Source organism: Mycobacterium sp. DL592, assembly GCF_011694515.1.
Classification (GTDB): Bacteria; Actinomycetota; Actinomycetes; order Mycobacteriales; family Mycobacteriaceae; genus Mycobacterium.
The window spans coordinates 4795056-4807746 of sequence record NZ_CP050192.1; the positions used below are offsets into that span (position 1 = coordinate 4795056).

Here is a 12691-nt window from a genome sequence, read left to right on the forward strand (position 1 = left end):
ACTATGACCGAACAACCCAGCAGCTTGCGCAACATGCTGCGGGCCGCGGCCGGCTCGCTGCCGTTCATCCCGCGCACCGAGAACCTGCCCACCCGATCGCTGACGGTCGACGAGCTGCCGATCGATCGATCGAATGTGGCCGCCTACGCGGCGGTCACCGGGCTGCGTTACGGCGACACCGTTCCGCTGACCTATCCGTTCGCCCTGACCTTCCCGACGGTCATGTCGTTGGTGACCGGGTTCGACTTCCCGTTCGCGGCCATGGGTGCGGTGCACGTCGAGAACCACATCACCCAGTACCGGCCGATCGCGGTCACCGACACCGTCGGCGTCACCGTGCACGCGGAGAATCTGCGCGAACACCGCAAGGGCCTGCTTGTCGATCTGGTCACCGACGTCAAGGTCGGCAACGAGCCGGCGTGGCACCAGGTCACCACCTTCCTGCACCAGCAGCGCACCAGCCTCTCCGGCGAGCCCCGCCCCGAGCCGCCGAAGCAGCCGAAGTTGGCGCCGCCCAACACAATTCTGCGGATCACCCCCGGCCAGATTCGTCGCTACGCCGCCGTCAGCGGTGACCACAATCCGATCCACACCAATGCCCTGGGCGCCAAGCTGTTCGGGTTTCCGACTGTTATCGCGCACGGGATGTTTAGTGCTGCAGCAGTTCTGGCCAATATCGAGGGTCAGCTGCCCGACGCCGTGCGTTATTCGGTGAAGTTCGGCAAACCGGTGGTGTTGCCGGCCAGCGCCGGCCTCTACGTCGAAAGGGCCGCCGACGGATGGGATATCGCGCTGCGCAACCTCGCCAAGGGGTATCCGCACCTGACGGCGACGGTGCGCGGGCTGTAGCCCGCCTGGTCAGTGCGAACCGGCCGAATGGCCGTCCTTGTCGGTCGGTGCGCCCTTGAGGCCGCGCCAGAACAGGTTGATCAACAGCGCCGCCGCCTCGTCGACGTCGGCTTCCCCGGCGCTCACCTGCGCGGCCACCGCCTCGCCCGCACCCACCAGAGCGACGGCCATCATGTGAAAATCGGTGCCCGGCTCGGGATGACGGGTGCCCGTCTCCAGCAGGCGGGCCACCATGTCGATGATCTTCTCGCGCCCCTCCCGCACGGTGTGCGCGAACGCCTGCGAACTGGTCGCCTGGGTATACAGCACGATCCAGGACGCCCGGTTGGCGTCGATGTACTGCAACACCGAGAGAATGACGCTGCGCAGCAGTTCGTGCGGGCTCTGCTTGAGGTCGATGTCCTGGCCGACCGCCTCGATGAACCGGCTCAGTTCGCGGCTCAGGCACGCCCCGAACAGCTCCTCTTTGGAGCCGTAATAGAGATAGAGCATCGGCTTGGAGATCTCGGCTTCGGCGGCGATCACGTCCATCGACGTCTCGTGATAGCCGTTGACCGAGAACATCTGGACGGCCGCGTCGAGCATCTGCTGCTCACGCACGGCACGCGGCAACCGTTTGGTGCCACCTGCCGCCATGGTCGCCGCCTTCTCTGTCCTGGGCCTTTCGGCCGTCCTAGGAAGAGGCTAGCCGCCGCAACGCGGACTGGCGCCCTTCAAGCCGGCCACCCGCAATACGGAGGCGTCGATCGCAGGCAATGACAGCTCACCGCCGTTGAGGGCCGCCTCCAGCCGGTCGAGCACCGCGGGAACTTCGTCGGTGGTCACCCACAGGCCGACGTCGGCACCGGCCTGCAGGGCCCGCAGGACCGCCTCGGCGACCCCGTAATGCGAGGAGATGGCCGCCATGGAGGACAGGTCGTCGGTGAAGACGATCCCGTTGAAGGGCGGCCCGCCGTAGTTCCCGCTGCGCAGCAGGTTCACCGCGGCGGGGCTCAGGCTGGCCGGTACCCCACCGGTCAGGCCGGGCACCTCGAGGTGGCCGATCATCACCGCCACCGGAGCTTCAGTGGTCAGGGTGCGGTACGGAATGAGGTCGTTGTTCTGCAGGTCCGCCAGCGGCGGGGTGGTGACCGCACCGGCAGTGTGCGAGTCGCCCGAGCCGTGGCCGTGGCCGGGGAAGTGCTTGAGCACCGGCAGCAGACCGGCGTCCCGTAAGCCGCGGGCGTAGGCACCGGCGTAGGTGGTCACCACGGCCGGGTCGTTGGAGAAGGACCGGTCGCCGATGACGGTGTCGTCGGCGGCGGCGGTCACATCGACCACCGGTGCGAAGTCGACGGTGATACCCAGGCCCCGCATCTGACGGCCGCGGTCCAGTGCCAGCTGGTAGACCTCGTCGGGAGATTTCGTCTGGGCCAGCACCCGGGCCGAAGGTGCGGCACCGATGAGGCTGGTCAGCCGGGAGACGCGGCCGCCCTCCTCGTCGACGCTGACCGCCAGCGGCAGCGGACCCGCATTGGCGATGTCGGGCAGCGAACCGTCGGTCAGCATCGACAGGTCGGTCCAGCTGCCGATGAAAATCCCGCCGACGTGATAGTTGCTCACCACGGCACGGGCGTCGGCGGCGTTGCGCACGCCGACCATCAACAGCTGCGCCAACTTGTCGCGGGTGGACATTGTCAGCGGGTCACCGCACACCGGTGGGGCCGGGGCGGCCGGAGCCGGGACCGGGCCGGCCAGCGGCGTGGCTCCGCTTGCGGAGGAGGAGCTGACCGGCGACGACGATGCAGGCGCACTCTTGGTGGCGGGTGTCGAACAACCCAGGATCAGCAACGGCAACGTCGACACCGCTGCGATTCCGCGGAGGAAGGGCACGCGTCTGGCCATCCGACCATGCTGTCACGAGCGCCGCCGTCGTCCAACCGGGGTTGGACGCGTGTTAGGTTGACCAGCGGGTAACCCCACCTGACCCGACCCCGTCCCCGTAGCGCAGAGGAGACCCGATCATGACCCGGTTCGTGGTTCCCGCCGCCGCCAGCATCGTGGTCGGCCTGCTGCTGGGAGCGGCCTCGGTATTCGGGGTGACGCTGATGATCCAGCAGGACACCAAGCCGCCGCTGTCCTCCGGCGACCCGGCGTCATCGGTGCTCAACCGCGTCGAGTACGGCAACCGCGGCTAGCCTGAGCACGCTCGCCGCCGCCTCCCCCGCGGTCAGGGAGGCACCCGTCACCACAACGCCGCTGTCCCGACGGTGGCTGGGCGGCGCATTCGCCGTCGCACTGGTGCTGTGCTTCGCGCAGTCACCGGGAATGGTCTCCCCCGACACCAAACTCGACCTGACCGCCAACCCGCTGCGGTTCCTGGCCCGCGCCGCCAACCTGTGGAACAGCGATCTGCCGTTCGGGCAGGCGCAGAACCAGGCCTACGGCTATCTCTTCCCACACGGGGCGTTCTTCCTGCTCGGTGACACCGTGGGGCTGCCCGGTTGGGTCACCCAGCGGCTGTGGTGGGCGCTGCTGCTGACCGCGGGGTTCTGGGGCCTGCTGCGGGTGGCCGAAGCGTTGAACGACGGCCGGGGCATCGGGACCACGCCGTCACGACTGATCGCGGCGGTGGCCTTCACGCTGTCACCCCGGGTGCTGACGACGCTCGGCTCGATCTCCTCGGAGACGCTGCCGATGATGCTGGCGCCGTGGGTACTCCTGCCGGTGATCCTCGCCTTGCGCGCGGACTCGTCACGATCGCTTCGGATGCTGGCCGCCCGCGCCGGTATCGCCCTGGCGTTGATGGGCGCAGTCAACGCGGTGGCCACCATCACCGGATGCCTGCCGGCCGTCATCTGGTGGCTGTGTCACCGGCCGAACCGGACGTGGTGGCGGTTCACCGGCTGGTGGGCGCTGGCCTCGGCACTGGCGGTCACCTGGTGGGTGGTGGCGCTGCTGCTGCTCGGCAGGATCAGCCCGCCGTTCCTGGACTTCATCGAATCCTCCGGGGTCACCACGCAGTGGACATCGCTGACCGAGGTGCTGCGCGGAACCGACAGCTGGACGCCGTTCGTCTCGCCCAATGCGACCGCGGGCTCCTCGCTGGTGACCCAGCCGGTGCTGATTCTGGCGACCGTCCTGGTCGCCGCGGGCGGGCTGGCGGGGCTGGCACTGCGCTCGATGCCGGCGCGCGGTCGGCTGATCACCATGCTGCTCGTCGGCGTGGTGCTGCTGGCCGTGGGTTACTCAGGCGGGCTCGGTTCACCGCTGGCCCATCAGGTGCAGTCGTTCCTCGACGCCGCAGGCGCCCCGCTGCGCAACGTGCACAAGCTGGAACCGGTGGTCCGCATACCGCTGGTGCTCGGGATCGCCCACCTGCTCAGCCGCATTCCGCTGCCGGGCAGTGCCCCGCGACCGGTGTGGATCCGGGCGTTCGCCCACCCCGAGGACGACAAACGGGTGGCCGTCGGCATCGTCGTGCTCGCCGCGCTGGCGGTGGCCACCTCGATGGCGTGGACGGGCCGGCTCACCCCGCCCGGCACCTTCCGCGCCATCCCCGACTACTGGTATCAGGCCGCCGACTGGCTGGCCGAACACAACAGGGGCGAGCCGACCCCGGGACGGGTGCTTGTGGCACCGGGCGCGCCGTTCGCCACCCAGGTATGGGGTAACAGCCACGACGAGCCCCTCCAGGTGTTGAGCGAAGGCCCTTGGGGGGTAAGGGATTCCATCCCGCTGACGCCGCCACAGACAATCCGCGCACTAGACTCCGTGCAGCGGCTGTTCGCAGCCGGGCGCCCGTCGGCGGGTCTAGCCGACACCCTTGCCCGCCAAGGCATTTCCTATGTGGTGGTACGAAACGATCTCGACCCGGATACGTCCCGATCGGCGCGGCCGCTGCTGGTACACCGCGCCATCGACGGCTCGCCGGGACTGACGAAGGTGGCCGAGTTCGGCGAACCCATCGGAGCGGGCACCTTGTCGGGCTTCATCAGCGACAGCGGCCTGCGGCCGGCCTATCCCGCCGTCGAGATCTATCACGTTGACGCACAAGGCAATCCGGGTGCACCGTATCTGGCCGACGCCGACCGCATGAGCAGGGTGGACGGCGGCCCCGAGGTACTGCTGAGGCTCGACGAACGGCGCCGCCTGCTGCGGCAGGCTCCGCTCGGGCCGGTGCTGCTGACCTCCGACGCCCAGCACGCCAATCTTCCGGTCCCGCTCGTCACCGTCACCGACACCCCCGTCGACCGCGAAACCGACTACGGCCGCGTCGACGACCACACATCGGCCGTACGGGCCGAAGGCGACCGGCGCAACACCTTCAACCGGGTGCCCGACTACCCGGTGCCCGGCGCCAAGCTGGTGCACGGCGCCTGGTCGGGCGGGCGGCTGAGCGTCTCGAGTTCGTCGTCGGACTCCACCGCGCTGCCCACCGTCGCACCGGCCAGCGGCCCCGCCGCCGCCGTCGACGGCGATTCGGCGACCGCATGGGTGTCGAACTCGCTGCAGCCCGCGGTCGGCCAGTGGCTCCAGGTCGACTTCGACCATCCGGTCACCAACGCCACGCTCACCGTCACGCCGAGCGCCACCGCCGTCGGAGCACAGGTCCGCCGCCTGCAGGTGTCGACCGTAAACGGCACCACCACAGTGCGTTTCGAGGAACCCGGAAAGCCACTGACGATCGCGCTCCCGGTCGGCGAGACACCGTGGGTGCGGATCACCGCGATCGGGACCGACGACGGATCCTCCGGTGTGCAGTTCGGGATCACCGACCTGTCGGTCACCCAGTACGACGCGTCGGGCTACGCCCACCCCGTCGACATCCGGCACACCGTCGTCGTGCCCGGCCCACCCGCCGGGTCCACCGTCGCAGCGTGGGATCTGGGCTCCGAACTGCTGGGCAGGCCCGGCTGCGCGGACTCCCCCGACGGTGTGCACTGCGCCGCATCGATGTCACAGGCACCGGAGGAACCGGTGACGCTGAGCCGAACACTGACGGTGCCCGCCCCGATCCAGGTGAAACCGATTGTGTGGGTGCGCGCCCGCCAGGGACCGAACCTGGCCGACCTGATCGCCCAGCCGGGTACCACCCGGTCCCGGGCCGACTCCGACCTCATCGACGTCGACGGTTCGGCATATGCGGCCACCGACGGCGACCCCAGGACCTCGTGGACGGCCTCGCAAAGTGTGGTCCAGTACAAGACCGGGCCGACGCTGACCGTGACGCTACCCAAGGCCACCGAGGTCACCGGGCTGCGGCTCACGCCGAGTTCCTCACCGCTGCCGACACATCCGACGATGGTCGCCATCGACCTCGGCGACGGACCGCAAGTCCGCAGGCTGAAAGCGGACGACCGCGGCCCACAGACCGTGTCGCTGCGCCCCAGGACCACCGACACCGTCCGGATCAGCCTGCTCGACTGGGACGACGTCATCGACCGCACCGCGCTGGGTTTCGACCAGCTCAAACCGCCCGGTCTGGCCGAGGTCAGCGTGCTTGGCGCCGACGGCAAGCCGGTGGCCGCCGCCGATGCGGCACGCAACCGCAGCCGCACCATCGAGATCCCATGCGGGCAGGGCCCGATCATCGCGGTGTCGGGCAGGTTCGTGCAGACCTCGGTACGCACCACGGTGGCCGCCCTGCTCGACGGCGAGCCGCTGGCAGCCAGCGCGTGCGACCCGGCGCCGATCGCGCTGCCCGCCGGCCAGCAGGAGCTGCTGGTCAGTCCGGGCTCCGGTTTCATCGTCGACGGCGTGGCACTGGCCGGACCGCAGGAAGCTGAGATACCCACGGCGACAACCACTCCCGCAGACGTCACGAGCTGGGGCCCGGACCGCCGGGTCATACACGTCAGCCGCGCACCGATCGCCCGGGTGCTGGTGGTCCCCGAGAGCGTCAATCCCGGCTGGGTGGCCCACGCCCCCGACGGGGTGACCCTGACCCCGGTTGTCGTCAACGGCTGGCAGCAGGGCTGGGTGGTGCCCGCCGGGGAGCAGGGCACGATCACGCTGAGCTTTCCGTCGAATGCCGCCTACCGCACCGGACTGGCCGTGGGGCTGTCCCTGCTGCCGCTGCTGGCGCTGCTCGCGTTCGTCCCCGCCCGCCGGCCACCGCCGGCAGCAGTCCCGGCGAAGCCCTGGACCGTGCCGGTGCTGGCCGGGGCCGGTGTGCTGGCCGTGGGCGGTCTGATCGCCGGCCTCGGCGGGCTTGCGGTGTTCGGCATCGCACTGCTGGTGACCTACGGGCTGCGGCACCGACAGGTGCTGCGCGACAGGGTCACGCTGGGGACCGCGTCGTGCGGGTTGATCCTCGCCGGTGCGGTGCTGTCGCGGTATCCGTGGCGTTCGGTCGACGGCTACGTCGGGCATTCGCCGTGGGTGCAGCTCCCGGCGCTGATCGCACTCGGTGCCCTGGCCGCCTCCGCCCTGCCCACACCGCACCTATCTGACGAAAGCGGCCAGGGCTCAACAGCTTCCCGTTAGTGTCGTGGCATGACAGAGCCGTCGCAGGTCGAGACCGTTCGAGGCGCCGTCGCAACCACCGATCTGGGCGTCGTGCTGATGCACGAGCACGTGTTCGTGCTGTCCCCCGAGATTCTGGCGAACTACCCGGAAGGCTGGGGTGACGAGGCCGCGCGCGAGGCCGACGCCGTCGAGAAGCTCAATGCGCTCAAAGCGACCGGGGTCGACACCATCGTCGATCCCACGGTGATCGGCCTCGGCCGCTACATCCCGCGCATCCAGCGGGTGGCAGCCCAGACCGACCTGCAGATCGTCGTCGCCACCGGGGTGTACACCTACAACGACGTCCCGATGTACTTCCACTTCACCGGTCCGGGCACCGGTTTGGGCGGCCCGGAGACGATGACCGACCTGTTCGTCCGTGACATCACCGAGGGCATCGCCGACACCGGCGTCAGGGCCGCGATCCTCAAGTGCGCCACCGACGAACCCGGCGTGACACCCGGCGTCGAGCGGGTGCTGCGCGCCGTGGCCCAGGCCCACCGCCAGACCGGTGTGCCGATCACCACCCACACCCACGCCCCCACCCGGCGGGGTCTGGAGCAGCAGCGCATCTTCGCCGAGGAGGGCGTCGACCTGAGCCGGGTCATCATCGGGCACAGCGGTGACACCACCGACCTGGCCTACCTCGAGGAGTTGATCGCCGCCGGCTCCTACCTCGGGATGGACCGATTCGGCCTGGACGCCATGCTCAGCTTCGACGACCGCGTGGACACCGTCGCGGCGATGTGCCACCGCGGCCACGCCGACCGGATGGTGCTCTCGCACGACGCATCCTGCTACATCGACTGGCTTCCCGAAGCCGCACTGCCGGTGGCGCTTCCGAACTGGCACTACCTACATATCCACAACGACGTGCTGCCGGCATTGCGCAGCCGCGGCGTCACCGACGAACAGATCACCACCATGCTGGTGGACAACCCCCGCGCCATCTTCTCCCGAGAAGGAACCTATGAGTGACGAGATTCTCCCGATCGGAGCCCGCCTGAGCCAACTGGCCGCCGAGGACCCCGACCGGCCGGCAGTGAGCTGTGACGGACGGACACTGACCCGCGGTGAGCTCGAGTCGGCGTCGAACCGGCTGGCCCGTGCGTACGCCGAACTCGGTGTGGGGCAGGGTGATTACGTCACGATCGCAGTGGCCAACTCGATCGAGTGGGTGCTGGCGACGGTGGCGGTCTGGAAGCTCGGCGCCATCCCCCAGCCGCTGTCGCCGCGGCTGCCCGACGCCGAGTTCGAGGGTCTGCTGGACCTCAAGCCGCGCGCACTTCTGGTCGGCCGGGCCGACCCGCGCGGCGTGGTCCCCTCGGTCGATGCCGACTTCACCGGCCGCCCCGAACTGTCGGACGCCCCACTGCCCGAAGTGGTTTCGCCGTGCTGGAAGTCGATTGCCTCCGGTGGCAGCACCGGGCGGCCCAAGCTCATCGAGGCCGGCGGCGAGGGCAGGATCCCGGCCGAGATCGTCGCCATGGGAATGGGCAACATGCCAACCGACACCCACCTGCTGCCGGTGCCGCTGAGCCACAACACCGGGTTCACCTCTGCCACTCTGGCGCTGCTGACCGGCCAGCACCTGGTGTTGATGCGCCGCTTCGACCCGCAGGAGTTCCTGCGGCTGATCACCGACTACCGGGTCAACTACCTGGCCACCGTGCCCACGATCATGCAGCGGCTGCTGCCGGTGTATCGGGCCGACCCCGATGCCTACGACCTGTCCTCGCTGCGCAGGTTCTGGCACCTGGCGGCCCCGTGCCCACCCAACATCAAGGAAGCCTGGATCGAACTGCTCGGGCCGGATGTCGTGTGGGAACTCTATGGCGGCACCGAACTTCAGGCCCTGACGTTCATCAGCGGCACCGAGTGGCTGGCGCACCGTGGCTCGGTCGGCCGGGTGGTGGTCGGCGAGATGAAGGTGCTCGACGACGACGGCAACGAGTGTCCGCCCGGAGTGGTCGGCGAGATCTACATGCGCCCGGCTCCGGGCAGCGCGCCGACCTACCGCTACGTCGGCAGCACCGCCAAGACCCGCGACGGCTGGGACTCGCTGGGCGACCTCGGCTGGTTCGACGAGGAGGGTTACCTGTATCTGGCCGACCGTCGGGTGGACATGTTCACCGTGGGTGGGCGCAATGTGTACCCGGCCGAGATCGAGAGCGCGCTCGCTGAGCATCCGGCCGTGCTGTCGTGTCTGGTGGTCGGCGTACCGCACGAGGATTTGGGCCAGGTACCGCATGCGCTGGTCCATACCGGCGGGGGCGGTCTCGACGACGCCGACGTGCAAGCATTCGTCGCCGAGCGGCTGGCCGACTACAAAGTGCCGCGCACCGTCGAATTCGTGGACACCCCGTTGCGGGACGACGCCGGCAAGGCGCGGCGCTCGGCGGTGCGCGAGGAGGTCATCGCGCGGCTCCAGGGCTGAGCGACTAGTTCGTGGGTTCGTCGGGCTGGCGCCTGATCTGGCCGTGTTCGAGCAGTGCGTTGACGGCGTCGCGCCAGCGCTGCAGTTGACCCGGGCTGACGAAGGGCTCCGGCAGGTGGCGGTCGATGTGCCGACGCATGATCACCGCCCCCAACACCAGGACGAGCGGGTTGAGTGCGGCCCACACCAGATCGAGATCGTCGGCCGAGCCGCCTTCGTCGGCAAGACGGCGCCAGCGCGCCAGGCCGATCGCGGCCGTCGAGTCGAAGAACACTGCCCCTGCGGGGGCGCCTTCGACGAGCAGGGTGGCGAGATAGTCGACGGCGGTCAGTTGCCGGGCCAGCAGGAAGCTCACCCGCCGGCCCATCTCCAGAACGGACTCGTTCGGCGACGTGGTCAGCGGTCTGGCCATCTCCGTCCGGATGACAGCCAGCGCGTGGGCAGTGACCGCTTCGACCAGATTCTCCTTGGAGCCGAAGTGATGCTGTACCAATCCCACTGACACACCGGCGGCATGCGCGACCATCTGCAACGTCGACTTCGCGGCACCGTGCTCACTGAACACCTCGAGGGCTGCCTCGACCACGCGCTGCCGTCTCGACGTGCCGAGGCCGTCTTCGGAGATCACTACGCCGCCGCCAATCCTCCACCCCGTCGCTGATATTGCACCCCTGGGATGGATCCCCATGTTCTACACGAAATTCAGCCCCGTTCGGTTCACCTGTTGCACCGGCAAGCACCTACCCCTGGCCCAGCCAGGCACGCGCCGCAACGAGTTCGGGCACCAGCACTTCGGTGAGCAGGCGTACGTCATCGTCGTCGTCACCGGGGTAGCGCACCTCGACGCCGGCACCGGGAACGCTACCCCCAACCGCGACAACGGTGGTGCCGCGCAGTGTCGTCCACTCGGCCATCTGCTCCTCCCACGGCGACCCGGCGAACACCAGCAGCCGGTAGTCGGTGGTCTTGGTGAGATAGACGTCGACGTGGCTCCAGTCGCCGGTTTCGCAGCCCACCGCCGGGCGGCGTGGTCCCTCGCGCAGCATCAGTGCACCTTGCTGGGCTGAACAGAACCGGTGCGCAGGTGCTGCCAGGTGCGTGCCGTCCGGCCCGAGTAGCAGGCCGGAAACCGCAGGCCGCCAATCAGATTCGGTGTCCAGCAAATGGGCGCTGGCCACCCCGGCGGCGGCGACGGCGGCGGCCAGCGCCGCGGTGCCGATGCCGGCCAGCTGCAGCTCGAGCGCCATCAGTAGGGCCAGAGTGTGCTGATAGGTGCGGCAGGCCACGCCGCCGACCTCGCGATCGGCCTGCAGTTCGACGACAGCATCACAGCGCTCGGCGATGGCCGAGCCCGCCGTATTGGTCAGCGCGACGGTGGTGACACCGGATGGCAAGCGACTCAGCGCGTCAAGGGTTTCCACCGAGCCGCCGGTGGCCGACGTCGCCACGACCAACGTGCCGGGACCCCAGTGTGGAAGCGATCGGGTGGACGCCACCTCGGAGACCGCAACCAGTCCGCGGGCGCGCATCCGGGCGGCCGCCACACCCCCGGCATAGGCCGAGGATCCCATCCCGAGCAGCACCACCCGGTCGGTACCGGGCGGCACCACCGGCGCCCACGGGTTGGCGCCGCCCAGCGTATGGGCCAGCCTGCCCAGCGTCTCCGGTTTGCGGTGCAGATCGGCGGCGAAGCCCTCAGCGTCCACCAGTGGTCCTCTCGTCGAGCAGTGCGGGCAGGGCCGCGTCGGGCACATACATCCACCGCGGCAGATGCCTTGCTGCGTAGACGATTTCACGCAAAACCTGTTGCAGGCGGAACGCCGGGAGCTGCGCCGGGTCGTACAGCTCGGCGTGGCCGAGGCGAGCCAGCCTGTCGGAGTAACCGGACAGGAAGGACCGGCACGCCTCCCGGTCCACCATCGCCAGGGCCTGCGGGTCGAGGTCGTGGTGCCGCTGCGCCACGATCGCGACATGAGCCAACGACTGTGCCATCCCGGCCACGTCCAGAGCCGCGGGGATCGGCAGCACGCGCTGCTGCGGGGGCAATACCGGGTTACCGTCGAAATCGGTGACCACGTAACGCCCGCCGCACTGCAGGACCTGCCCGACATGCAGGTCACCGTGACCGTCGATCACCGGGCTGCCGGCCAGCGCCCCAAGGCCCGCCAAGATTTGCTCGATATCGGACCGGCGGTCGTCCAACACCGCGGCGGTGGCGGGCGTGCTCAGCGCCTGCGCCTCGCGCAGGGTCGCACACGCGTCCTCGTGCCACCGCTGCGCGTCGGCGACCGATGCGCTGCCCGCCGTGCTGGCCAGCGCGGCGTGCAACTCGGCCACCACCGTGCCGACCTCGGCCGCCGCCGACACCACCGGGGCCGGTCGCGCAGTGGCCTCTCGGGCGGCTTCTGCCATCTTGTCCACCGCCCAGGTCCACCCGTCGACCGCGCCGGGCAGATACTCGTCGACGTTCACCACCAACGTCTCCGCACCGTCGTCGGGCCGCCAGGTGACCAGGCCCCACGGTTGCGGCATGAACCGAAACCCGTTGGTGCGCAGAACTTCCAGCCGCGCAGGGGCCGGATGCGGGCCCTCCTGCAGGTGGGTCGCCCACTTGACCACGGCCGCATCGCCGACGATCACCGACTCGTTGGTCTGGTCGACGGTGACCGACCGCTCACCGTCAGCGGGGCGGGCGGCCCACGCGTGCACGGTGAAGCGACCTCGCACCGACACATCCGGTGAGCTCTCAAGCAGCCGGCACAGCGCCTCGGCCGCCCCGTCACCGGGCTGCGCGCGCCGCCACCGGCCCGCGTCGCGCACCTGAGGCAACGCGGCCAAGTGGCCGGCGTCGTCGGCGATCACCGCCAGGCGTTTGGCATCAGCGAGTTGCAGGACGTCGAGTTCGCGGTCCACCGG

The 12691-nt window shown here is 69.5% G+C and carries 10 protein-coding genes; 5 read left to right on the plus strand and 5 right to left on the minus strand.

The window, feature by feature from the left end; all coding sequences use genetic code 11:
• The first annotated feature begins 3 nt into the window (after nucleotides 1-3).
• On the plus strand, nucleotides 4-849 hold the full coding sequence (locus tag HBE64_RS22980; RefSeq protein ID WP_167107664.1) for a MaoC/PaaZ C-terminal domain-containing protein: 846 nt from the start codon (nucleotides 4-6) through the stop codon (nucleotides 847-849).
• A gap of 9 nt (nucleotides 850-858) precedes the next feature.
• Here the strand turns inward: HBE64_RS22980 and HBE64_RS22985 are convergent, their stop codons facing one another.
• Together HBE64_RS22985 and HBE64_RS22990 are read right to left on the minus strand one after the other, a co-directional pair.
• Entirely contained in the window at nucleotides 859-1485 is a 627-nt protein-coding gene (locus tag HBE64_RS22985; RefSeq protein WP_167107667.1) for a TetR/AcrR family transcriptional regulator, read from the minus strand.
• A gap of 48 nt (nucleotides 1486-1533) precedes the next feature.
• Nucleotides 1534-2733, minus strand: a complete 1200-nt coding sequence (locus tag HBE64_RS22990; protein ID WP_208300534.1) for a glycoside hydrolase family 3 N-terminal domain-containing protein — start codon at nucleotides 2731-2733, stop codon at nucleotides 1534-1536.
• Nucleotides 2734-2852: 119 nt separating this feature from the next.
• Here HBE64_RS22990 and HBE64_RS22995 point away from each other — a divergent pair, with 119 nt between their 5' ends.
• From HBE64_RS22995 to HBE64_RS23010, 4 genes are all read left to right on the plus strand, one after another.
• On the plus strand, nucleotides 2853-3026 hold the full coding sequence (locus HBE64_RS22995; RefSeq protein WP_167107670.1) for a DUF2613 domain-containing protein: 174 nt from the start codon (nucleotides 2853-2855) through the stop codon (nucleotides 3024-3026).
• 61 nt (nucleotides 3027-3087) lie between these two features.
• The gene (locus HBE64_RS23000; protein ID WP_167109567.1) at nucleotides 3088-7317 is read left to right on the plus strand and encodes an alpha-(1->3)-arabinofuranosyltransferase; all 4230 of its coding nucleotides are present in this window, start codon (nucleotides 3088-3090) and stop codon (nucleotides 7315-7317) included.
• Nucleotides 7318-7326: 9 nt separating this feature from the next.
• Entirely contained in the window at nucleotides 7327-8316 is a 990-nt protein-coding gene (locus HBE64_RS23005; RefSeq protein WP_167107673.1) for a phosphotriesterase, read from the plus strand.
• A complete protein-coding gene (locus HBE64_RS23010; RefSeq protein ID WP_167107676.1) occupies nucleotides 8309-9775 on the plus strand; it encodes an AMP-binding protein in 1467 nt (488 codons plus the stop codon). Before HBE64_RS23005 ends, HBE64_RS23010 begins: the two co-directional genes overlap by 8 nt.
• Nucleotides 9776-9779: 4 nt before the next feature.
• Here HBE64_RS23010 and HBE64_RS23015 read toward each other — a convergent pair whose 3' ends face one another.
• The 3 genes from HBE64_RS23015 to HBE64_RS23025 form a co-directional block, all read right to left on the minus strand.
• Nucleotides 9780-10403, minus strand: a complete 624-nt coding sequence (locus HBE64_RS23015; RefSeq protein WP_243841429.1) for a TetR/AcrR family transcriptional regulator — start codon at nucleotides 10401-10403, stop codon at nucleotides 9780-9782.
• Between the two features lie 112 nt (nucleotides 10404-10515).
• Nucleotides 10516-11481, minus strand: a complete 966-nt coding sequence (locus tag HBE64_RS23020) for an SIS domain-containing protein (protein WP_167107682.1) — start codon at nucleotides 11479-11481, stop codon at nucleotides 10516-10518.
• Nucleotides 11471-12688, minus strand: a complete 1218-nt coding sequence (locus HBE64_RS23025; protein WP_167107685.1) for a glucosamine kinase — start codon at nucleotides 12686-12688, stop codon at nucleotides 11471-11473. Before HBE64_RS23025 ends, HBE64_RS23020 begins: the two co-directional genes overlap by 11 nt.
• Nucleotides 12689-12691 lie beyond the last annotated feature (3 nt).